We start from the raw sequence: 22,345 nt of genomic DNA on the forward strand, positions 1-22,345 counted from the left end.
TTCAGTGGACGGTGGTCGAGGCGTCACCCTGGATTGCCAGCCATGTGCTGCTGCGCTGGATCCTGTAACGCTACGGGCGCGACAGGGGCCTCAGGCGTAAGATAAGCAGTGTTACCTCATCTGAAGGAGTCGTTTATGATCTCCGACCAAGTGAACAGACAGGCATCCGATCAAAAGGCTGTGTGGGATCAATATTTCTGCGCCGCGTTGATTGCCGAAAGCAATCTGACGGCACCCGTCGTAGGCGGGGCCACGCATGAAGACCGGCAGAATCTGTTGATTGAAAGGGCCAGGGCGCTCGCGGACAAGATGATGGACTGCAGGAAATAACCAGAGCCCAGCCTTCGCGCTGGGCTCTTCACATCTGCGCAGTGGCACCGTAGCTGATTGATTCAGGCAATCAGCTCGACCTTGCCCGTGGCCAGGCGATAAATGCCCCCCACTATTTTCAACTGGCCCCTGCCGAGCGCGTCAGACAGTAAGGGAGTGGCTTGCTTGAGGCGCTCGATCGAGTTCTTGATGTTTTGTACGGTCGCGTTTTCAACCAGGTCACCTGGATGACTGCCTGCCTGCTCGATAGCGGATTTGAGTGCATCCGTCAGTGCAGGGATCTTCCCGGGGAACACCGTGTGATCCTTGACGGCTTTCACGCCGGCCTCGATGGCACCGCAGCGCTCATGGCCCAGTACCAGGATGAGCGGGGCGCCGAGCACGGCCACGCCGTATTCAAGGCTTGCCAGGCCTTCGTCCGTGACGAAGTTGCCGGCCAGGCGTACGGCGAAAAGATCGCCCCGGGCGGTATCGAAAGCGTATTCCGGTGCAATGCGCGAGTCAGAGCAGCTCAGCACCGCCACAAAAGGGTTCTGGCCGGTAACCAGTGCTTCTCGTTCATCCTTGAAGTCGTGGGTTTCCGAGTTTCCGCTGACATAGCGTTGGTTGCCCTCCATCAGCCTTTTCAGTGCCTCATCCGGGCTGATGACGTTTTTCGGCTTTGGTGGCGCGGCGTTTTTCTCCGCTGCTTGAACAATTCGGCTCGGCAGGGCGCCGGCCAATAACAGGGCGCCTGCTCCTAATCCGGCAAGGCGAAGAAAGCGACGGCGCTCATTGGTTTTTGCTGCGGCGTTTGAATCACATGATTCACACATGATGTTGTGCACTCAAGGTCAATTGGGTGGGAATGACTGCCGTTGGGGAGCGTACCTGCGGGGGCTCAACACTGGAATGTTTGAGTCTAGTCGGTGTGTAACATCACGTTTTACGGGGCTTGCAGCGAATGTGCGGGTGAGGCCTTGATACAAAATGCAGGTTGTCCGGCAGGTGCAATCCATTGATTGATGAGCTACTACTGACAGGCTGATTCGACTTGGTCCTTACAGGAGTTTCCCGATGCTGACTCACTGGTTGCTTGCAGCGGTTCATCTTTTGGCGTTTGCGCTTGGATTCTGGGCTGTCCTGACGCGTGGCACGGCTTTTCGGCGCCTGGCGATCGGCACGGGAGAGGCTCGCAGTGTGTTGATGGCAGACAACCTATGGGGCATTTCTGCGGTTGTGCTGCTGGTTACCGGCGGCATGCGGGCCTTTGGCGGTTTCGAAAAAGGCACGGATTACTACCTGCACCAGCCGTTGTTCCACCTCAAGATGACGTTGTTCGTGCTCATCCTGTTACTGGAAATTGCGCCGATGGTGGCGTTGATCAAATGGCGGGTTGCACGGTCGCGTGGCGCTGCTATCGATACCTGGCGTGCGACGCTGTTTGCACGAATCAGTCATATCGAAGCTGTGCTGATGTTGCTGATGATGGTGGCGGCCACCGGCATGGCGCGCGGTATCGCTTTCGGCTGATCAAGGGGGTTCGGTTAAAGCGCAGGCGATGTTGCGCTTGCATCTTAGCCAGCCGTCGTTGCGGGGCGTACGGGCTGGCTACTGACTGCGACAGGATTCAGGTTTGTGGCTTTTCCGGGGCGGTGAGGCCGGCCTGAATGCGCTGATAAATCTCTTCGCGGTGCACTGCGACGTCTTTGGGCGCGTTGATGCCAATCCGGACTTGCTGGCCGCTTACGCCCAGGATGGTGATCGTAATGTCATCACCAATGTTTATGCTTTCACCGACTTTGCGGGTGAGTATCAGCATGGTCTTCTCCTTGATTGCTTTGTGGGGCACCTGATTCGGACAGTGCAGAGGTCGGTGTTATGTATAGATTAGTGCGAAGTCTCACAGTTTGGGTGCCTCTTTCTGACGCGCAGATGCAGCATTAATTCCCAAGGCGTAACTATACAGAGGCCGCCACTATCATTCTCGTTGTTTTGAGTCCATTTTGCGGCACTCGCGAAGTATTCATGAATGCTAAAATCCCCCGCTTTAAGCATTCAGAGGGAAACGCTGTGCGCAAAATGGTCTTGGCAATCGCGGTATTGGCGCTGGCGGGATGCGGTGAGGGCAAGCGCGAAGAAGCGCAAAAACCGCAGCCTGCAGCGGCGGCAACAGCGGCGCAGGTATCGGGGCCACAGTGGGACCTCGAAGTGCGGGGTGAAACACCTCAGGCCGTCAGCGATCTCAGCGGCTGGCTGATCGAACACAGCTTCATGTCCAATGTGATCAGGGAAAATGGCAAGACCCGGATCCTGATGGGGCCGTACAGCTCCAGGGAAGAAGCCGAGGCCAAGCAGGCGCAGGTGAACGCCGCGCTGATCAAGGCGAAAAAGCGGAACATTGAAGTGCTGGTGCTGGAGCGCCCGACGGTTCAGTAAAGGCTGAAGTGGGTGGCTGAAAGACAAAGGCCCGGGGTGTGCAGCCCCGGGCCTTTGTTTTGTTCGGCGAGTATTCAGCCGCAGGCTTTCATGTCCACCGGGCCGACAAACTCGTTACCGCGCCCCATGACGCACGCCACGCTCTGGTTGCGTTGGCGTTCCCAGGCTTGCACCGGGTAGGTCTTGTCCCAGGCCTTGTACAGCTGCTGGTCCTGTTTCGAAAGGCGCAAACCATATTGCTTGCTCATGTAGAAATAGGTCCGGGCGATCATGCCGCGGATGGAAGGGCGGGGCATGACCTTTTTCGCCTTGAAATCGACCTGGGTCAGGCACGAACCGTATTGCCCAGATTGCTCCGGCAGCCAGCCGAAACTGAAGTTGCTGCGGTCACCATTGACCTCGCCGATGCTGGGCACCAGGTTGTGCAGATCGGCCTCGGCCTTCTGGTAGGTCGGATCGTACCGCGTACAGTTCTTACGCCCTCCTTCCTGCCAGCATTGACGCTGATGGCCGATCTGCCAGGCCGGAACGATGTGCTCCCACTCGATGCGCGCGGCGCGCTTGGCGTTTTTGCGCGGCACATACCCGCAGGCTGCGAGGTTCACCTTGTTGCCGGTGTATTTGCAGCCGCAATAGAACTCGGTGGATTGCGGAGCATACAGCTTCCAGGCGACTTTCTTGGCTTCGCTGAAGGTGCGTGGCGCATCGGCCTGGGCACCCGTGGCAAACACCAGGAACAGCAAGGCAAAAAAACGGACACTCATCGACTCAGTCTTCCTTCGGCACTACCCAGAAAATCTGCACGCCACCGTCGTCGCGATAGGCGAGGGTGACGTTGTCGTTCTCGTCGATTTCTTCGAGCAGGCGTTCCCACTCGTCCACGGGCTCGTCTGGAAGGCGGAAGATCAGGGCGGCCCTGGCTTTCTGAGCAGTAGGGCCATTGATGATTTTCTGAACGCGCAGGCCCATGCGTACATAGGTGTCTGGTGAGGCGGAGGTGCTGTCCACAGGATTATCCTTATTAAGCTGTACGTGCATACAGTATTTAACTGTAGGCATTTTCGCAACCGCTTAAAATTCAAGAGAATCCTCTGACAGTGGTTTTTGCCGATTGGTGTAGGGGGATGAGAGTTTTTTGTCAGGCAAGTGCTGCGAGGCGAGTGGCCAAAGAGGTGCCCGACCGGAGTCGGTCGGGCGAGGGCGAATCAATATTCCCAGAACATCCGTTGCAGCTCTTTGCTGTCATTGGTCTTGGTCAGCGCGACCATCGCCAGGATGCGGGCTTTCTGCGGGTTCAGGTCATGCGCCACCACCCAGTCATACTTGTCGTCAGGCTGTTCGGCGTTACGCAGGACGAAACCGCCGGCGTTGACGTGGGAAGAGCGGATGATCTGCACCCCGTCCTTGCGCAGGGCTTGCAGGGTGGGAACGACCCGGGAAGACACCGAACCATTGCCGGTGCCGGCATGGATGATGGCCTTGGCGCCCGACTGGGCCAGGGCCTTGTAGGCGGTGTCGCTGACGTTGCCGTAGGAGTAGGCAATTTCGACGTCAGGCAGGCTTTCAATGGTCTTGATGTCGAATTCCGAGTCCATGGTGTGGCGCTTGGCCGGGAGGCGGAACCAGTAGGATTTTCCTTCGACCACCATCCCGAGCGGGCCCCAGGCGCTTTTGAACGCCTCGGTCTTGATATCATTATCTGTAGCGCACCAATGTTGACAACTGGTCAAATGTTCGACTTTTCAGGGGCTTATCATCAAGACTCAGTCCTAAAACCGTTGTCAACATTGACAAAAAAAATGAACGAGGCGCGGGAGGTGGGCAGCATGCGATTCTAAGAATGCCAATACCTATGCACCGTCGACTTCGCCAGCCCCAACCTCTCCGCCGCCTCAGCCTGACTGAATCCAGCCGCCTTAAGTCCCTTAACAGCCTCGGCAGCCTCAGTGTTCCCCGGTTTCCCTTAGGGCGAATGACCATTTCTGTGCCAACAAACTGTCGACGCAGTAGTTCCTCACCGCCCTCATGCCGAAATGAGTCGAGCCGTGATTTCGCACGCTTGAGCGTGGCCTCGAAAGACTCCCCATTCTGCACAGCCACACAAATGGCTAGCAGCGCCACCAAATCAAATTCCAGAACTGCAGCTAGCTCTGTCAGCTTTTCCGATGGTTATACCCCCCCAAAAATCCAACTACTCGTCTGTGAGTGACTGAGTGAATGGGGCGGCTAATAGTTGGCTGTACTATTACGCGCCGATTTTTTGGGTACGCAGCAGGATTTTTGGGGCTCAAAATGCGTCAGGAAATTATCAACGGAGCTACGGCTAACCTCAAAATATCGGCCTCCATGGTGCGCGGCCACTAAAGGTGAGCATCTCTTGTCATCCCTGCTATGTCTCTGATTTTTTGTGCTAGTACCGCCCCACGGTTGATTTCGGAATATCGAGCTTTCTCATGACCTCAGCTTGGGAATGGCCTTTTGTTTTTAACGCCTGGACTGCCTCCCATTTTTTCCGCTTCATCGATCTGCGGTGGACGCATTTTTTTGGTTGTGTAGGCAAACGCTCGTCCAACAGTGCTAAACCATCCAGTTCGAGCAGCACCGTTTGCAAGATTTCCCTAGGCAATTTTTCCTCGCCTGCGGATTGAACCAGGGTGAGAAGGGACACCGGGTTTAAATTCAGCGCCGAGGCAAGTTCCTGATTCACCTCCAACGTCGGAGAGGTCTTAAGTGCTTCAAGCTGGCTGATATGGGATTGCGTCACCGCGATGGCTATGCCCCCCAAAAATCCAACTACTGACCTGTGAGTGTGTGAGTTAGTGGGTCAGCTAATAGTTGCCTATACTATTTTTTGGAGATTTCACCGAGCGACAAACGGTGTTCGTGGGCCCTCAAATTTCTATGTACGCCGCATGAAGCCAGCGTCCAGGGCCTCTTTTGCCAGCCTTCAGCTCTTGTCTGCCTGATGCCAAAGCCTCCGCAGCGTGCTCTCAGGTATGCCCAATTCCTTTGACGCTTGAGATTGACTGAAGCCTTGCGATTTCAACTCTTGCACAGCCTGCCATTTCTTCCGTGCTTCCAGCACGTCTGTACGAGTTAAGGCTTGCGCTCTCGTAGGGAGCAGAGTGTCGGCTAGTCCTAAATCTTCAGCCTCCGCCAGAGAGGCTAAGAGAGCCTCACGCACCGTCCGCTTCTCATGAGACGCAACAGCGAGTGCGAGTAGGGTGATTGGCTCAACTTTAAGGGCTGCTGCGAGTTGAGCACTCATGTCGACAGTCGCTGAGCTCTTTCCAAGCTCCAGGGTGCTGACGTGCGTTTGCGTAAGTGAACCTGAGAGATCCCCCTGAGATAGACCTTTCTGAGTGCGCAGCAGTTGAACTACTGCTGCATAAGATTCGCGCAGCGACATTTTGCGATCCCGACAAAATGAGACGGTATGTCGCATTTGCCTACCGCCACACAAACAGATATATTGGTGGAAATGGCGGTATCATGCACCAGCTTGCATTTATTGAATATTGACAAAGAGGGGAAGGAGCGTGAACGGCGTCATCAATGAAGGCCTACTAGGTGATCCAGGCGTCGAACTACAGGGCTCTGATCTCTCCCTCAACGAAGCCCTCGCGTTGGCCAGAAAGACCTACAAATGGATGCCCCTCTGCGCCGTTGAAGAATGGGTAATTTTGGATGCAATTGTCACAGAGGTTGAGCGAGCCAAAGTCGCCGCAGCAGGTTGCGTGCCGATGTTTATGTTTGCCCAAAAAGTTGTGGACGATGAGCAGAGGAGGTTCGAGCCAGGCCACTGGGTTCGTTCAAGCATGGGGACTGCGTTCAATGACGGATATCTGTTCGTAACTCGAAATACGATCTACGTCTTGCTTGGGCCAGGTCATCGTAAGTCAGCATCCGTCCAAGCGATCTTTTCCATATTTTGAACGTATCAACTGCGCCGTTGCGGAGAACCAAGAATCCCGAGGCGAGTGATGTGCAGAAACCAATGGTTAACTTTCTTGGTGTTGCTGAGATGGTTGGGGGAGTGGGCGTACTAGGCCGTCTGATGTGGTTGGGGAGTATTAGATGATTAGCATTGACGAAATCAAGGAAGCCATTGCTTTTGCGAATTCTTACGTCACCGTTTAATGAGTGAAAAAGGAGTAAGCAGTGAGTCATAACATTGAGGTCGAGTTTCTCTTCAAGCGGCTTACGGACTTTCAGTTGTTGCGCATTGTTCGTGCACAGAAACATGCCTATGTCGCTTGGATTACGGCTTATTTGAGCGATGTGTTTATCTCGAACCGCGTGGCATATGGCGTGACCTTTGCCCACACTTTGCGTGATACAAACGTACGATACGCTGATGGTCATTTCATTCGTACCGCCGCTATCCGTTCCGTATGCAAAGAAGGTCGGTTCTGGGTTGTGTCCACATCCGATGCTCGGTATGTCATTACTTCTTTTAAAAAAGACGTTGGGCGCGCGAGCTTTCACACTCTATTGCGTTCATCCGTGGAAGGGTTTCGCACTCCTTAGCCTTGCTCACTTAACGATCTTTGAAAACTCCAGGTTTAAGAAAATTTTGAGGTTAGAGACCTGAGAGCGGACAGCTGGAAAAAGCAATTGCTAAACTTTCAAATCAACACTGATCAGTCCAGCAAATTATTCGCTACCGCTGGCGTCGCTTGAAAAGCTAGGCGCTGCGCGAAGGAACGATAATTTTTACCCGTGTGCATGGTGATTCGTTGCATGCTCATATTTACCGGGGCCGGTCTGGCTATGAGATTTTTGGATATTTGCTATGCGCATTGGAGCGTCCTCCGCGCATGACTGGGCTTTTGTTTTGCCATCATGCCAGGGCGTTTGCGGATGATTGCCAATCCATACGCACCCCGTTGCTGATCGGTACAAGCGTGATGGCTATGAAGTTGTGAATGCAGCCGATGGTGGTAAGTATGTCGTAGCCCATTGGCTTTATGAGATGGCGCGTTAGACCGGTTTGATCGAGTTCACTGACGTCGATATCGAATGCCAGGAGGGTTGATAGTTGGAATTCCCAAAGAGCGTGTTAGAGGCACAGGAAATTGATTTCGGTGTCCCGATCACCGGGTACCTTTGCTGTGCCGAAATTCAGTCTCCGTGCATGACTGGAGTTGTTTTTTCAGAAACGCGGGGCCGATTTGTAGACGGCGGGAGAATCCGCACTTCCAGGATCGAAAGGCTGTTCGAGCTCAAGGGGTATTGGGTTTGCGAGACACGTAATGGTAGTAGGTACGTAATCTGCCACTGGTGGTACCAAAACGGTGCCTTGCCCCTGGTCGATATCATCCACTGACTTGATGCAGTCATGCCCTCGATGATGTGGGCGCGATCCGCTAACGAAGCGATTGCTTCAAGAGCTCCGCACATTGTCGCTGAACGCTCCAAGGGCTTCAACGTGTTGGTTGTAGGCATCTAATTCCTCCCTGTTCTCTGCCAGCCATTGATCTTGCCGCTCCGTAAGCAGCGCCTCCGCTCGTTTCCGCTCCATCATCGCAGATAGGATAATGTCTTCCTGTTGGTGCATGGCCATCACCTCTTCTGAATCGCTATCAACAGGATATCGGTAGCCGTGTTGCCGTAAACTACTAACCTCAGCGTTAAATTTTGGGATCTGGTTCGTACTCGTCAAGCACGAAAACATGATGACTACCATGCATTCTTGTCCTACATGACCTGCTGGACATACCTGCCTCTCCAGTACCGCTTGCGCACTTTTCGATGCAGCTTTGAGTGGCAGTTTATCGCCCGTTCGGGTTGTCAGGCTGTTGGCTGTTCCATGGCTTTCCGGATCGCGTCTACAGAGCACGCCCAGTGACTACGATTATCGAAGGGGGTGCGAGCCTCTTTATTGATTCGCAACGCCAGGCACTCGACCAGCTCCTTAAGACGGTTAGTCCATGAGCCAAGCTTTATTCGACAGTGACCTCAGCGTGTCTCTCGCGAGCACTACATCACGGGGAAAGCGGCCATCAATTTTCCAGCCCCTGGAAGCACCACTGGTGGGTGGCATTTTCTGTCGTACTTTGATCGAGAGCCGGGCATTTCCAAAGTCTCGTTGGCTGGTGTGCACTACCCGGACACGACAGAATTTTTCGGTAGTAAAGGGATCATCGATGTCATCGACCAGCTTACACAGCGTGGATGGGTTTCGGAGGGTCACGCTCTGTTCATGGCAGACCACTACAGAGCTGCAGCAGACATGATTGTTAAGTGGGCCCTGAGCGAGTCAAAGCACTGTAATGTCGAGATCGCCGAGTGGTTTCCTGCAGAGATGGACAGACAACGATTGATCGATCTCCTAGCCGTTGGGAGACCTAGACTTTGCGATCTGGGAAAGCAGGCAAAAGTCGACGCCTGGCAGCTATCGCAACTGTAGGCCAGCATCGCCTAGCAGTAAAACTACTAGCTCGTGAGTATTTCGGTCATCTTGTCAGTACTCACAGATGATTGACTACCAATCGGTATGTCTCCAGTGCGCGGTGCCTCTCGCTCCAAATCAATTACGAAGCTAAGCATTCGCGTCTCCACAGAATCCATGAGGCGCCATTCTTGGTTGGTTAGCGAATGGTCGTACAGTCTCTCCGTTAGTCCGCATCTCTAGTTTCCTGCTTGCCACAAAGCAGTAGGGCAGTCATCATTTCGCCACCCTAGTGGCTTTTTGATACAGCTGAACGTTACGGACGACGAATACTCCTGAGCCCACCTTCCCAAACGATAACAAAGGCAATCTATGCTGCTCAGTTAGCGCGCGCATAGAAATGTCATAAGTCGTTGATAAACAACGAGTATGGATATTCTGATGCACTTTCTGAAACGACTCTTTGCTTTTATAGCATCCCTTTTTTCGAGCCAGGAAACGGAGCAGAGCGAGCCGCTCATTCCAAAAATTGATCCTGAAAAGCTCAAGAAAAAGTTTGATCTAAAGAAAATAGCTAGAGAGCATGGCGCGCAAGGCTTCCCGAAAAGCAGTGCTACGCAAATCACAGCTCCTGAACATGATGTCCGGGCGGAGCTGGGCCGTATGCGTGAGCAGACGGTGAAGTACGGGGAGCAGCGTATCAAGCAGATTCAGAATCGTCTGGACTCGATCGACGTTACGCTGGAGATGAATCGCGCTATAGAGTTAGGAAACGAATTCGTACGTACGTCCGATCATCACTTGACGCGTGAAAATGGACGCATGACGGATTTTGCCTCGGATACGAGAGCGAAATTTCAGCTGCTAAGTGAATTCCGTGACAAAAACCGCCTGCCCAATGTTCCTGCCAAATGTCCTAGTGGCGCCAGCAAGTTTCTGAAGATCATGCTCGTCATCGGCTGCTGTGTATTTGAAGGTACGTTTAACGCATATTTTTTTGGCTCGGGCTTGGAAGGGGGATTGCTAAGCGGGTTTTTAACGGCTTTCGCGCTGTCTTTCCTGAACGTTATCACCTGCTTTTTTACCGGTTTAGGTTTCAGAAACAAGAACCATGTCAGCGGCTCGCGCAGGCTTTTGGGATGGATCTCCTTCGTTTTGGCATTGGCCGTTATGCTGGGATTGGGGGTGTTGATTTCCTACTTCCGCTACGTACTCACCGTCTATGAGGATGGCAGCCATAACTCTTTTCCTCTGGTCTGGCAGAGTTTTCTTGCAGGTGTATTCCCCATCCAAGATTTTGAGTCGTTGATCCTGTTCTTTGGAACAATTGTTTGTGGGAGTGTGGGTATGTGGGATGGCTACACATTCACGGATCGCTACCCAGGGTACGCAGGCGTATGGAAGCAATATGCCGAGGCTCACCGCAACTACATCGAACTGGTTGAATACTTGCGAAACAAGCTGGAAGCCGAGAAGTCCGAGGTGCTGCTGAAGGTCGATAGCGGTGTGCAGGCAGCCGAGAAAGCGATCAAGGCATTCAGGTTCAATATGAACCAAAAGTCGATCGTGAAAAAACAGGTAACCGAAACATTGGTCATGGCCGATGAGACGCTTCAAGGTCTAACCCGGTTCTACCAGAACGAGAATGTGATCGCGCGCCCGAAGGATTCACCCCCGCCAGACTACTTTGATCATCCCGTGACATTCGGGTCACTGGACATGCCGGATTTCAGCATTGAGAAGGATGAGATGAGACTGGAAGTTCAGGAAAAGCGATTGTTCGAATTGGTCGCCGAGGTAGAGCCAATCCGGGCGCGAGTCCAGTCGTCTTTCAATCAGCAATTCAATCAGCTTCAGCCGTTGCAAGACTTGGTATAAGGGGATTTTTGATGTCGGTTTACGCCAAGCGCGAAAGCAGTGCTGGGAAGTGGCTCCTTGGTACGTTGATCGGTGTTCTGGTACTCGGGGTGTTGGGAGGGGTCACCTATTACCAACTGAACCGCGACACCCTGGACAAGGAAACCCTTTGTCCCAGCAGCGGCCCTAAGGGCCAATACGTTGTCTTGATCGATAACACCTCTCCTTTCCCGTTCACTCAGAAAGCGGCTTTGTCTCAGCGGCTCAAGACTATGGTGCTCAATGACGTGCCTGAAGGGCACCTGCTTTCGGTATTTTTGCTCGGCGAAGAATTTGAGCAGAACGAAAAGCCAATCTTCGAGCGCTGTAACCCTGGGCAGTGGAGTGATCGCAGCCAATTGACTGCGACGAAGAAGTTCGTGGATAGGGATTTCAACGAAAAGTTTGCCAAACCGCTCGACGCCGTCGTGCGCAAGATCCCGCTCGACGAGCACAGTAAGCTCTCACCCATCTTTCAGATGCTCCAATTGGTAGGGATCAATGGCTTCGACCATGCCGGCGTGAAGGGCGATCGCAAGCTGGTCATTTACTCGGACATGCTGGCCAACATGCCTGATTTCTCCATGTATAAAATCAAGCGACATAATTACGCGGAGTTCGCGAAATCCGCCTATGGACGCAACGCCCAAGCGCCAGGGTTAAACGGCGCTATCGTGACAATTAATCTGCTGGCCAACGAAGAAAAAACTCCTCAAACCAACGACTTGGGTAATTTCTGGGCTCAATATTTCGAGGCCAATGGGGCATCGGTTGAAACTATTGCTGCGATGGAGGGGCTGTAAATGGACTTCAACATGATCGTGCGTCGGGTGCAGACCTATTTCCTAGCGGCGATAGGACTCAAGGTCACCTTGGCCGTAGCGAGCCTCGAACTCAACCAACCCTTCTGGTTGGGCTTTGTGCTTCCATTGGTGGTGATGTGTTGCTATTGGTTTGTGGGTTATCGGGTACGAGAGAAGTGGAACGTGCAGCTTACGCTCGCGAAATTTGCTGACTCGATCTACTACCTGGGATTCTTGTTCACTGTTGTCAGCATCATCATCTGTTTGATTGACATCAACTCTATTGGTGACAATCTCAATGGCATGGCCACTCGATTTGGAGCCGCGATGGTGAGCACGGCCATCGGCATGCTGGCCAGGGTGATACATACGGGTTTCAAAGTAGACACCAATGACCTGGTAAAGAGTGTCGAAGACCGCGCCACTCAGTCGGTCGAAAACCTGACCATCTCTTTTGATGCTGCCAGCCAACAACTGGAGACGTTCAGGAATCAAGTTATGGATGCCTCCAAAGAGGCGGTGCAGAGTGTTCACGAGCAAATTACAGCCATCTCCCAGCACAGCACCAATGCGATGGATACGTTTTTCTCCAACGCCACCCGTCAAAGCAACGACGCATTTGAGCGCATTCTTAAACAAGCCAATGATGCGAGCACAGATTTGCTCTCCACGATCAACGGTCTGTGCGAGAAAAGCGAGCAAACCCTCAATCGAATGGAATCTCACGCGCTTGATTTTGGTAAGAAGGCTCAGGATCGGCTCGATCAGACGCTGTTCCCGGATGACCTGTTTGCGCAGAAGCTCAACCCTGCAATTGAGACGTTGTCCGATACTACCGATACCCTCAACGAAGGGGTCTCGACTCTGGCCCTGGATGTGAAAACAGCCGCCCGAATGGTGGGTACAGCCATTCGCAGCTTGAACACCAAAACCGAAACGATAGGGCAAGCCGTTGCTGCAGTAGGTTCAATCGTTGAAAACCAGGAACGCCTGGCGGAGTCGATGAAATTGCAGGGCTCGGACGTCATGGATCGAGTGGAACGCATCCAGAAGGATTACCTGGATTCGCTGGATGATCAGCGAGAAGATTTCCTTGAGGACATTAAGGCTAATCAACAGGTGTTCGCCAAGATTGTCGAAAAGCTTGAAGAGCTGCGCACAGTGGTCAGAGATGAGAGCGCTGTGGAGCGGATGACGCAAGAAGTAACAGGCGCGTTGACCACCATCAATCGTGCTGGCATCAAAAGCAACGAGGCCTTTGCTGAAAACCTGCGCTCAGCCTTGGTGCCACTGGTAGAGGTGGTTGCTGCCAGTAACGATGCGCATAAGGCCTTGGTCGCCAGTGTTGAATCAAGCCATCGCAGCATTGAGACAGCTAACTCTCACTTGATGAATGAATTGATGAGCAAAATTGATCTCATCAGCACGTCCCAAGAGCGTTCGTTATCAGCCAGCGAAGAGGTGTCTGGGCCATCACTCGATTCGATTGTTGATGCGACGCAGGCTCTGCGCGATGTAGTTGCGGCTGATGTGAGAACTGCCTGATGAGCTCCAAAAACGATCAGGTGTTTCAGCTGTCGCTTACCGAAATTTGGATCATACTATGTTTTATTCTGCTACTGCTCATGGGGTACAAGGTCTGGGAACTCACCCGCAAGAACACGGAGATGGCGGGCAAGATAACCGCTTACCAAAACTTCGATGAGCGTGAGCAGGCTATCAAGCTTGCAAGTAACGAACTCAAGGCTCGGATGACGTCCCTCGGGGTGAAAAATCCTGATGAGATCATTACGAAGCTTGTCGATGCCTCCAAGGCAAAAGAGGAAGCAGGGCGTCTCAAAGTGCTGCTGACTCAGAAAGATGAGCAGCTCACTGCGTTAGCCGCGATCGATAAAGCCTTGCAGGAGGCTGGTGGTAGCAACAAAGGTGAAGAGGCCAAGCGTTTGATCCTTGAAACGATGATGTCTTACGACCAACTCAAAAAGCTGGTTGTTGATCGTGACAAAGAAAAGGATGCTCAGCCGACGGACGTTATCAAGCGCATAGGAGCTCTCCAAGCGACTGAGCAATTGTTGAAGACGGCATTGGGGCAGGAAGGTGTCCCGACACCTGAGCAAATTTCAGAAATGGTGAAGAACGCGGAAGCTTATGCTGAAGCTGAAAAGCAGGGTACCAATCCGGCAACGCTGCAGAAAACCAACAGCGATTTGAAAGGGCAAGTTCAGTTTCTGCAGAACAAACTGAACAAGGGCAAAGGAGGTGATCTTCCGCCTTGTTGGGCTAATGAAGCGGGCAAGGCAGAGATGTTCCTCACGGTGTACCTGAAGGACGATTCACTGAGCTTCGAACCTGCTTGGCCACCTTCGCGCAAGGCAGATGCCGAAGCGCTTCCCAATTTCTCCGCTCTGATGGCAAACACCACCCGGACATATGACGATTTTCTTCAAGCCACTCGCCCCATTTCCGATTTGGCCAACCAGCGTGAGTGTAAGTTCTACGTGCGATTGGCGAGTCAGATCCAAGGAGCAGTTATGTCCGATCGGCGTCGCTTGATGATAGAAACGCAGTTCTACAAGGTTGAAGTCCGACGCTAAAGCGTTGACGCTGATCCTCTCTCTTTCATTCACGACACGACGCGATTGATCATCGCGGCGGAGATGACGGGCAGGTCTACTCGTAACCAAATAAAAAAGCAGCTCTCGGGAGCTGCTTTTTCAATCCTATTCCCCTTTTTTATGCTTATGGGGTTTCAGGTCTGGATGTTCTTTTTGCTTTTCGGGCGTGACTCTCTGTCTCTTGTCCGGAGTGCCGTCTTCATTTGTTCTTTTAGGGCCAGGCTTGATACTCATTGTCGATTTCCTTTATCGCTTGGGTTGTTAAATTTTGCTTTGTAATTGGTTCAGTTCTTTACACGTGTCACACAGGAATGAAGGGAGCGAATGGGGCTATGTGAGTCCTTACGTCAAATCAGGGAATGGTCTAACGCAATTGCTGCATCTCTGCGCCATTTCTCGATGGCTGCATCCACTGAACGCTGGTCAGCCAACTCCGCTAAGTCGATGGGGTTGGAATACACGCGATACCCTGGAACGGACTCACTAGAGCCTACTTCACCATCTACGGGATAGGGTAGCGGGTTCCAGACTTTGTTAAACCAGTTGCCTGGGTTGTCGTTTGGTTCATCACAAATCACAACAGATAGGACGAGGACGCTTTCGGATGATTCGGCGGTCTCTTCTGTGTAGACACCTTGATATTTATCGAAACCGGTATCACTGCGTACCCACGCGCCAAACATCAAATCGCCGGCCCGGTGCGTGCGAAAAATTTTCCTGGTTTTGGTGACGTAGCCAGATCGCAGATACGTCCAGAAATGGAAGAAAACGCAATCCTGCATCAGGCTGGTTTTCCAAACCCCGTAGGTCACCGTGGCGAGTGAAGACATAATCTTGATAGTAAGCTACGGCGTCTAATTTATCGCGAATGTAGGAGAGCAGATCGAATTGACGTTTTTGGTAGTCCGCCAGTAAGCGATAAGCTCTGCGAACATCTAGCAAGGCCGCATTCAGGTCTTGATTCATTTGAGTTTCCATTGATCGAAGGCGCTTGGGTTCGTAGCTATATGCCGGCTTCAGTGCGTTCAGCCATAACATGCGATGGGTGCGTAAACCGTGCCATGAGTAGCAATCGGAGATATCTGAAAGCATCCGTTGCAGCCCAGGATCAAATTGTTGCTTTAGCTCATCCTCCAAAATACAGAACAGTCGCTGCCAGCTACAGCAGACCAGTTTGAATGGGTAGTCGTTGCCAGGAGAGAGGGCGGCTTTGATGTTTTGGTACAGCTCTTCATGTGTGTTGAGGCTTAAATCGGTAAAGCCTCCGAGAGTCAGCAAGATACAGTTTTCAGCAAGCTTGCCCTCAGCCCAACCTGCTTGCAGTTCTGCCGCCAACTGCCCTGCATATTGTTGCCGCGAATAGTCATGGCGCTTCGCTTCTACCAACAGTGTCTGTTGCCCATCGCTTACGACAACATCAGGCTCGACGCGACGACCATCAGGCAGGTACCACGATGGCCAAAACTCGATGTCTTCAATTGCACCGAAGGGTACGCCCAACAACTTGGTTAACGTGGCACCGAATAGGTGATCAGGTAAGTAAGCGAGGCGTTCGAAGACACTCGCTGTGATCACATCCTCCGCACCCTCTGCTTGGCCGAGTATCAACCGGGTACCTTCAAGCCCAGTTCCTCGTTTCTTGCCAGAAATGACGGCACTCAACATAGTTCACTTCCCTGTAGCAGTGTTCGTGGCTTGCAACCTTTAGGATGCCTGTTTTTTATCGACCCTGGACGCCGGACGAGACATCAGCCTGAACGCGGGTCACTGCGACGGACGAATTACGGTCGTGTCGTGCCCACCGTTGCTTCATTCTCAATTGAGGCCCTACGCATCATCTCACTTTGATTTATTCAGGTGGCAGCGCGCGTTTGTGCAAACGCGATCGCGCTTGCAACATCCAATGAAATCGACGCAAATGATTTCATCAGCAATGACTCCGGCAATGCCCAGTCCCACTTTTCGCGCAGCATGTTTTCCACATTCGCGAGAATAGTTTCAAGATCACCCGCATCCAATCTACCGACTTCCTCCAGCGCCGCGTGAGTTCGACTGGGGCTGGCGTCAATCTCAATGGCAAGGCCTGAGTTATCACATGAAACGCCTACGTGATTGAGTAGCAGGCGCAGTGCATCGTTGGCATGATCGCCCAACCAACTAATCAGATAACACTTACCGTCCGACTCGATGATGTGGCGTTCACCGAGGCCCAATGAAGCAAATGTCTTGCGAGCCTCGTCGAGCAATTCTTGGGCGCCGCGATCAATGAACTGGCAGGGGGTTGTATCTGCCAGCACCGCACGCATTTCCTCTCGTACAGTGTGGTGCACCATTGCACCTAACCCATCGAACTGAGGTGGAGCACCGCCCCGCGCGGCTGCCACAATGATCACCTTGGCCTGGAGATCAACGTCACGCACCTGCCATCGTCGTCCCCCAAAGATAATGCGTTGATCCTTGGTAAGCGGACGGCTGACCGGTACTGAGCCCAGAGCTTTGCCATCACACACGAGGCGAAACTCTTCATCACTGGTGAAGGCGCTGTAGAACTCGTAGTGATTTATCAGCCGCTCGCCTACCGTCCCGGGAAGCAACAATCCCGAACTATCTTGAACAATGAGTTCATGCTCGCCCAAAGACCTGAGCAGTTCCACGAAATCGGTTTTTTCGACGTTTGAAAATGCCCCTTCGGCGATCAGGCCTTTCCAGAGATCTGCTGCTGATGCACCTCCACACTGGGCAATGATGGAAAGTGTTTGCTGAACCAGAGTGGAGGCGTGGACGCCTTGGGCTCTCGGAGGTTCGAACCACCCGCGGATCAGCAGGCGAACCATGGCAATGGTCTGTACGAGGCCTTGGCGCAGTTGGTCTGAAAGGCTTGAATGATCCTTGAGTGGCGACTCTTTGCAGTACGCACGCAGTACCGCATTCTCTCCTGGTCGCCTCCCCGAACGTCCTAAGCGTTGACGTAAGCTCGCCACCGAAGGAGGGGGGCCAATTTGCACCACCGTCTTGATGCTGCCAATGTCTATTCCCAGTTCAAGCGTTGTGGTGCAGATTGCCGATGCCGCGTGGGTACCGGCTTTAAGCGCGTGCTCAGCCTGCTCACGCAAATCCTTTGAAAGGCTACCGTGATGAGGCCAGAACTCGTTGGGTACACCATCTTTCTCGCAGCGCCGACGTAGTTGGTCTGCATACCATTCAACCTGCTGGCGGCTGTTCGGGAAGATCAGGTTATTGCTTCCTCGCAGAACCTTGTAGAGGTGATCGGCGATCGCAAAGTCAGGACTTGCCTTATTTTCATCTTCATCTTCATCGCCTTCCTCATCAGAGGACTGGACGGGAATCTTTCTGAGCTCGCTCATCGGCGGCTGGATGTAACCGCGGACTTGTACCTGGAGTGTCTGATTGGAGCTCTTGGACTCAATCACGGTCACCGTGTCGGCGCCGGCCGGACGAAGAAAATCTGCCGCCAATTTCATATCGCCCAAGGTCGCCGATAGCCCAACTCGGGGAAGGCGACGCTCTACCACGAGCTCGACTCGGTGCATTAGGGACTGCAACTGTTTGCCTCTCTCACTACCAATGAATGCATGGAGTTCGTCAACGACGATATAGCGCAGGTTTTGGAAAACTCCGGATAGGCTTGAGCCTCGGTTGACGAACAATGCTTCAAGGGACTCAGGTGTGATCAACAACACACCCTCCGACGACTTCAAAAATCGGTGTTTTTTGCTCGATGAGATGTCCCCGTGCCAGGCGACTACAGGAATTTCCAGTTGCTCACAGAGACGGCTAAGTCTGCCCCATTGATCATTGATCAAGGCCTTGAGAGGGCTGATGTACAGCACAGACCCAGGAGGGTCATTGTGGTCGAGTAAATGAGTGAGGATAGGGAGAAACGCAGCCTCGGTTTTCCCGGCCGCCGTTGCGGCGGCGATAATTACATCCTGGTCGGCATGCACCAGAACGGGCACTGCCCATTCTTGGGCGTCACGCAAGGACGTCCAGCCTTCAGCCCAAATCCATCGCTGAATGCGGGGTTCAAGCTGGTCGAAACCCGATGACTCAGAGTGTGAAGGTGGCAAGTTCATCGTCCGCGTCGACCTTCGTGTCGTCCTCTCCGCCGAGATCTTTGGCTACCTCGACACCTCCCAGCAGTGTCCGCCAGTCAGCTCCCGGATTTTGCTCCAAGATGGCCAGCAAATTGATGAACGCAGTGATCGTGGTGCGTGGAGTGCGGAAGTAGGCTTCACCCAAGCGCTGGTTACAATGCGCCATAAACAATGGGAGTGCTTCGTCAGGCAGTAGATATTTTTCGGCGTCGCCACCCGCGTACACATGGCGAAGCTTCTGCAGCAGTACATAGAAGTCTTCGGGGGTGAGGCTGGTCAGGCGAATAACAGGGCCCGAAAGGTCAATCAACCCCGTTTTCGCGAACGAGTTTTCGGCGAGTCGCGATTGCAGAGCTGGGTAGCTGAAGAGACCTCGGCGAGTGTCCATTAAAAACTCAGGGGTACCACCCAGGACGAATCCAAGACCCTCGGAGGATCCCTGCAACGAATCATTCAGGATGCGCAGGATCTGCTCGTAGTTGGCATTGCGTGCTTGCGTATTGGCCAGCTTGTAAAGATTGACCAGCTCATCGAGGCAGATCATCAGACCACCAAAACCTGCGAGTCTGACGAATCTCGACAGCAGCTTGAGCTGATCGTAGACGGAGGCATCATCAATGATGGTTCGCACACCCAGAGCCGCACGCGCATCAGTCTTGGTGGTGAATTCACCACGCAACCAGCGAATGGCATCAGCTTTGAGTTGTTCGTTGCCTTCTTCGAATCCTCGGCAATACGCGGCGATCACTTCAGCGAAATCGTAGCCGTTGACCATCTCAGTCAACTCAGCCAAGTGTGCTCGGATGACTGTCTCACTGTCTGTGCCTGCCGCCTTGGCTTCGGTTTTGGCCTGCGAGATAAATTTCTCAACAATGCCTTGCATGGCCCCACCGTCGGGCTTCGTGCGTGTCGACATGTTCTTGGCAAGCTCAGAGTACAGCGAGCGTGCTTGGCCACCGGTGGCATGCAACCTGCGATCCGGGTTTAAGTCAGCATGCATGGTGACGAGTTTGCGCTCCATGGCGATGGCTCGAACCAAGTTCAAAAAGAACGTTTTGCCTGCACCGTATTCGCCAATCACCACCCGAAATGCCGAGCCGCTTTCGACCAGGCGATTGACGTCCTTGATCAGCGCATCGAGCTCTCCCACCCGGCCGACCTGAATCAGGTGCTGACCGACGCGAGGAACAACGCCCGCACGCAACGATTGGATGACCGCGTCGCGATCCTTGGCTCTGATAGTGCTCATAGGGCTAATTCTTCCAGAATGTCTGTATTGATCTCGATAGGATCATCACCTTCGGTGACGGGCATGTCGAAGCGTTCAAAAGCCATGTCGTTGATTTGTTCCAGGGCACCATCGAGCATCAGTTCCATATCGCTGGCAGCGGCTTCGAGCTCGGATCGACTCCATTCGGCTCGAGAAATCAATAAGCGCAGGAATGCAGAGTGTTCCAGATCAAGGCCGGCGACATCGGCACTCGTTTCGGACGCCGTTTCCACAGCCTCAACGACCTGTTCCGGCTCCTCGACCTGGTCATCAGTGAATACCTTAGCGAGGAGGGCGGAGACTTCAGCCGTTTCACGCTGCAGCTCAGCAATGCGCTCGTGGTCGAGCACGAAGCCCTGGTTAGCAACCGCGGCTGACTGTGTGCCGGGCTGGGAAGGAGTGGAACTTGTTGTAGATTTGACGGGGGGAATACTCGCCCCAGATGCGGCGCCGTGAAGATCGCTGTACAGCAACTGGCTATCCAGTTGCAGTGCCTTGTAAACACGCTCAAGAAGTTTTACTTCAGCTGGGCTGACAATGCCATCGGCTTGCGCCAAGTGAGCCAGGAAGCTGGCAATCGTGCGCTTGGCTTCGACAGTTAGCGGATCGAGCTTCTTTTTCAGGCTAGCCAGCGTTGGTGGTTGCTGGATTTGAATTTGCAGGTGCGCCTTGAGACGTTTGCGATGGGCAACGCTTAGGTGGCTCCAAGAGTCGATGTGCTGAGCAAGCAGTGTGACCTCTTCATTAGATGTATCGCCGTCGGCTGATGCGACTGAACTGGCCAGATCAAGTGTGACTGAGGCCGCGTTGTAGGCCGCTGACGCTCGCAATGATCCGTCTTCAGGTTGGGTCACGAACAGCGCGATACGATCTTCAGCCTTTGGAGTCCTGCTCCCAGCGAGTACATCGGGCTCCATACCGATATGCAGTGATTCTAATGCACGAGCAAGGGCCAGAACCTTGTCACGGGATAACGCACCAGCGCTCTTGAATCGGCCGGCGAGTTCTCCAAAGCTCATGACAATCAGATCGTCACCGATTTTGCTTTGAAGTTCATCCAACTCCGTACGCGCTGCAGCAGGCCAAAGGGTGACTGGAAGTTGCAGCAGGCCTTCAAGGGCTTCTGCGCTTTCAGGGTTTCGGCCTAGATAACGGCTGTAGGGTTCTAACTCGCTGGTGCATAGCTCCACCAACGACTGCAAACTTTTGCGCGTTCCTGACGTCGCCATGACATCGGGGAGATCACCCACGTTAAGCGAGGGAGCCATTAGTACTGCCGATGCAGCTCGATAGCTGGCTTTAAGCTTGGTTTTGTTTTGGGCAAGCGTTAGACCCGCAGGATGCGTACTGGCGTATTTGAGCTTGAACAGCGCTGCGAAGACATCCTTGCATCGAGTTACCGGTGTGCGCTTGCTGATATTGGGGTCAGCCAACGCCCATGCCAACGCCCAAGTGGCATCAAGTGGACGCTTGTTTGCAGCGTGTTGCCCCAAACCAATGCGCAGAGGAAGTGGCATTTCATAACTGTAAGAGACGGCATCAGGAGGTGGGCCAAGGTAAAAGCTAGGATCGAGCGTTTGATTGCTCAGGTAGTCCAGAAAGCCCTCTGCGTAACCCCTAAACGATCGATTTTCCCCATAGATACTGAGCAGTTGTTCGACTTCTTTGACGATCAGAGGAATCTCCGCACGCACCAGCGGATCGCTTCCTGCATCAATGAGAGCACGGCGCTCAAGGCCATAGAAAAATAGAAAAACGTAACCAGTGTCTGCTAACGGATCACGACGTCCGCCTTCTAGCCACTGCAGATAAGCACGCCGAGCCTCGGGGGAAATGGTATGAAAGCTCGGCCAGTAAGACATCAGCCGCTCTTCGATATCAACGTGTGACTTGGCTATCCGTAGTTTGGGATTGAGCAGTGATGGTTCTTGCTCATTGTATCGACCTAGCGCGCTTCCTACATAAAGCATTCCACCTGGAATTGAAAAGCCAGCCACGGTAACTGACTCGCCCGCAGGTACCCAGCGGGTATCCGAGGTCTGTTTACTTGCGTCGGGAATTTTAAAGGAGGCGGAGGGTGGGGAGCCGGGTTGCACTGTATAAAATTCTGAGGTTTCTTCAGACATTTTGCTCGACGACACTTCACGCAAGGAGTAAGAAACGTTTTTATTCCGTGGTTCCTGGATGTGCGTTGCCGCCGAAGCAGCCTTTTGCACCTGTTCAAGCTGTCGTTTAGTGCGAGTGGCTAACAACCACATAATGCCGCCGATGCAAGCGACGACGCCGATAGCGATCCATGCATTTTTTGGGATCGTAGCAAATGCACCAAAAACCAGTGCAAAAATGATCAGGATGCCTGTGCCGCTGGAGCTTTTTGCTTTCTTCCTTGCCATGAGTTTTCAACCTTGAAAGGTGGGTGATGGCTTAATGGAAGTATCCAATAAATAAACTCCTAGAGCTATGGGGTACGCAGCGCATCTGAGCGAAAAATATGCCCATCTACG

General features: G+C 53.1%; 23 protein-coding genes and 2 pseudogenes. 10 read left to right on the plus strand and 15 right to left on the minus strand.

Annotated features, from left to right (window positions below):
• Positions 1 to 135 precede the first annotated feature (135 nt).
• A complete protein-coding gene (locus tag DKB71_RS11340; protein WP_408600413.1) occupies positions 136 to 330 on the plus strand; it encodes a hypothetical protein in 195 nt (64 codons plus the stop codon).
• 62 nt (positions 331 to 392) lie between these two features.
• Here DKB71_RS11340 and DKB71_RS11345 read toward each other — a convergent pair whose 3' ends face one another.
• Positions 393 to 1,145, minus strand: coding sequence for a carbonic anhydrase (locus DKB71_RS11345; RefSeq protein WP_408600414.1), 753 nt, complete (start codon positions 1,143 to 1,145; stop codon positions 393 to 395).
• Between the two features lie 241 nt (positions 1,146 to 1,386).
• Between DKB71_RS11345 and DKB71_RS11350 the strand changes: the two genes are divergently transcribed.
• Positions 1,387 to 1,842 (plus strand): DUF2214 family protein, encoded by a 456-nt coding sequence (locus DKB71_RS11350; RefSeq protein WP_274076547.1) that lies wholly within the window; start codon positions 1,387 to 1,389, stop codon positions 1,840 to 1,842.
• 97 nt (positions 1,843 to 1,939) lie between these two features.
• Here DKB71_RS11350 and csrA read toward each other — a convergent pair whose 3' ends face one another.
• Positions 1,940 to 2,131 (minus strand): carbon storage regulator CsrA, encoded by a 192-nt coding sequence (csrA, locus tag DKB71_RS11355; protein WP_008057174.1) that lies wholly within the window; start codon positions 2,129 to 2,131, stop codon positions 1,940 to 1,942.
• 251 nt (positions 2,132 to 2,382) lie between these two features.
• Between csrA and DKB71_RS11360 the strand changes: the two genes are divergently transcribed.
• A complete protein-coding gene (locus DKB71_RS11360) occupies positions 2,383 to 2,748 on the plus strand; it encodes an SPOR domain-containing protein (protein ID WP_274076573.1) in 366 nt (121 codons plus the stop codon).
• Positions 2,749 to 2,822: 74 nt separating this feature from the next.
• Here the strand turns inward: DKB71_RS11360 and DKB71_RS11365 are convergent, their stop codons facing one another.
• The 6 genes and pseudogenes from DKB71_RS11365 to DKB71_RS11390 all read right to left on the minus strand — a co-directional run bounded on the left by DKB71_RS11365 (position 2,823) and on the right by DKB71_RS11390 (position 6,157).
• The gene (locus tag DKB71_RS11365) at positions 2,823 to 3,512 is read right to left on the minus strand and encodes an endonuclease I family protein (protein WP_274076546.1); all 690 of its coding nucleotides are present in this window, start codon (positions 3,510 to 3,512) and stop codon (positions 2,823 to 2,825) included.
• Positions 3,513 to 3,516: 4 nt separating this feature from the next.
• Entirely contained in the window at positions 3,517 to 3,807 is a 291-nt protein-coding gene (locus DKB71_RS11370) for a DUF1654 domain-containing protein (protein WP_274076545.1), read from the minus strand.
• A gap of 146 nt (positions 3,808 to 3,953) precedes the next feature.
• A pseudogene (locus DKB71_RS11375) lies at positions 3,954 to 4,442 on the minus strand (L-asparaginase); the annotation flags it as partial.
• A gap of 140 nt (positions 4,443 to 4,582) precedes the next feature.
• The gene (locus tag DKB71_RS11380; protein ID WP_408601088.1) at positions 4,583 to 4,627 is read right to left on the minus strand and encodes a hypothetical protein; all 45 of its coding nucleotides are present in this window, start codon (positions 4,625 to 4,627) and stop codon (positions 4,583 to 4,585) included.
• A 531-nt stretch (positions 4,628 to 5,158) separates the two neighbouring features.
• Positions 5,159 to 5,533 carry a DNA-binding protein gene (locus DKB71_RS11385; RefSeq protein WP_408600415.1) on the minus strand — a complete coding sequence of 125 codons (375 nt, stop codon included), beginning with the start codon at positions 5,531 to 5,533 and terminating at the stop codon, positions 5,159 to 5,161.
• Positions 5,534 to 5,695: 162 nt separating this feature from the next.
• Positions 5,696 to 6,157, minus strand: coding sequence for a helix-turn-helix domain-containing protein (locus tag DKB71_RS11390; RefSeq protein WP_408600416.1), 462 nt, complete (start codon positions 6,155 to 6,157; stop codon positions 5,696 to 5,698).
• Positions 6,158 to 6,287: 130 nt separating this feature from the next.
• Here DKB71_RS11390 and DKB71_RS11395 point away from each other — a divergent pair, with 130 nt between their 5' ends.
• Positions 6,288 to 6,683: a DUF6957 family protein gene (locus tag DKB71_RS11395; RefSeq protein ID WP_408600417.1), complete on the plus strand. Its 396-nt coding sequence runs from the start codon at positions 6,288 to 6,290 to the stop codon at positions 6,681 to 6,683.
• 226 nt (positions 6,684 to 6,909) lie between these two features.
• Complete coding sequence (locus tag DKB71_RS11400; protein WP_339555538.1) at positions 6,910 to 7,278, plus strand: hypothetical protein; 369 nt, start codon at positions 6,910 to 6,912, stop codon at positions 7,276 to 7,278.
• Positions 7,279 to 8,134: 856 nt separating this feature from the next.
• On the opposite strand, the gene DKB71_RS11405 is transcribed toward DKB71_RS11400, so the two are convergent.
• Positions 8,135 to 8,437, minus strand: a complete 303-nt coding sequence (locus DKB71_RS11405) for a type II toxin-antitoxin system CcdA family antitoxin (protein ID WP_408600418.1) — start codon at positions 8,435 to 8,437, stop codon at positions 8,135 to 8,137.
• A 244-nt stretch (positions 8,438 to 8,681) separates the two neighbouring features.
• Between DKB71_RS11405 and DKB71_RS11410 the strand changes: the two are divergent.
• The 5 genes and pseudogenes from DKB71_RS11410 to DKB71_RS11430 all read left to right on the plus strand — a co-directional run bounded on the left by DKB71_RS11410 (position 8,682) and on the right by DKB71_RS11430 (position 14,435).
• Positions 8,682 to 9,160, plus strand: a pseudogene (locus DKB71_RS11410) (hypothetical protein).
• A gap of 423 nt (positions 9,161 to 9,583) precedes the next feature.
• Positions 9,584 to 11,020 (plus strand): hypothetical protein, encoded by a 1,437-nt coding sequence (locus DKB71_RS11415; RefSeq protein ID WP_408600419.1) that lies wholly within the window; start codon positions 9,584 to 9,586, stop codon positions 11,018 to 11,020.
• A gap of 11 nt (positions 11,021 to 11,031) precedes the next feature.
• Positions 11,032 to 11,841 carry a hypothetical protein gene (locus DKB71_RS11420; protein WP_408600420.1) on the plus strand — a complete coding sequence of 270 codons (810 nt, stop codon included), beginning with the start codon at positions 11,032 to 11,034 and terminating at the stop codon, positions 11,839 to 11,841.
• Positions 11,842 to 13,386: a hypothetical protein gene (locus DKB71_RS11425; RefSeq protein WP_408600421.1), complete on the plus strand. Its 1,545-nt coding sequence runs from the start codon at positions 11,842 to 11,844 to the stop codon at positions 13,384 to 13,386. It begins immediately after the preceding gene.
• Positions 13,386 to 14,435: a hypothetical protein gene (locus DKB71_RS11430; protein ID WP_408600423.1), complete on the plus strand. Its 1,050-nt coding sequence runs from the start codon at positions 13,386 to 13,388 to the stop codon at positions 14,433 to 14,435. Before DKB71_RS11425 ends, DKB71_RS11430 begins: the two co-directional genes overlap by 1 nt.
• A 126-nt stretch (positions 14,436 to 14,561) precedes the next feature.
• On the opposite strand, the gene DKB71_RS11435 is transcribed toward DKB71_RS11430, so the two are convergent.
• From DKB71_RS11435 to DKB71_RS11460, 6 genes are all read right to left on the minus strand, one after another.
• On the minus strand, positions 14,562 to 14,690 hold the full coding sequence (locus DKB71_RS11435) for a hypothetical protein (RefSeq protein WP_023094431.1): 129 nt from the start codon (positions 14,688 to 14,690) through the stop codon (positions 14,562 to 14,564).
• A gap of 113 nt (positions 14,691 to 14,803) precedes the next feature.
• Positions 14,804 to 15,139: a hypothetical protein gene (locus tag DKB71_RS11440; RefSeq protein WP_408600424.1), complete on the minus strand. Its 336-nt coding sequence runs from the start codon at positions 15,137 to 15,139 to the stop codon at positions 14,804 to 14,806.
• The gene (locus DKB71_RS11445; protein ID WP_408600425.1) at positions 15,114 to 16,121 is read right to left on the minus strand and encodes a hypothetical protein; all 1,008 of its coding nucleotides are present in this window, start codon (positions 16,119 to 16,121) and stop codon (positions 15,114 to 15,116) included. The genes DKB71_RS11440 and DKB71_RS11445 overlap by 26 nt, the downstream gene beginning before the upstream one ends.
• Positions 16,122 to 16,309: 188 nt before the next feature.
• The gene (locus DKB71_RS11450; protein WP_408600426.1) at positions 16,310 to 18,550 is read right to left on the minus strand and encodes a DEAD/DEAH box helicase; all 2,241 of its coding nucleotides are present in this window, start codon (positions 18,548 to 18,550) and stop codon (positions 16,310 to 16,312) included.
• Positions 18,525 to 19,820: an ATP-binding protein gene (locus DKB71_RS11455; protein ID WP_408600427.1), complete on the minus strand. Its 1,296-nt coding sequence runs from the start codon at positions 19,818 to 19,820 to the stop codon at positions 18,525 to 18,527. Before DKB71_RS11455 ends, DKB71_RS11450 begins: the two co-directional genes overlap by 26 nt.
• Positions 19,817 to 22,234 carry a TerB N-terminal domain-containing protein gene (locus DKB71_RS11460; RefSeq protein ID WP_408600428.1) on the minus strand — a complete coding sequence of 806 codons (2,418 nt, stop codon included), beginning with the start codon at positions 22,232 to 22,234 and terminating at the stop codon, positions 19,817 to 19,819. Before DKB71_RS11460 ends, DKB71_RS11455 begins: the two co-directional genes overlap by 4 nt.
• Positions 22,235 to 22,345 lie beyond the last annotated feature (111 nt).

Origin of the sequence: Pseudomonas sp. PLMAX, assembly GCF_046042685.1 — a bacterium.
Lineage (GTDB): Bacteria > Pseudomonadota > Gammaproteobacteria > Pseudomonadales > Pseudomonadaceae > Aquipseudomonas > Aquipseudomonas putida_AE.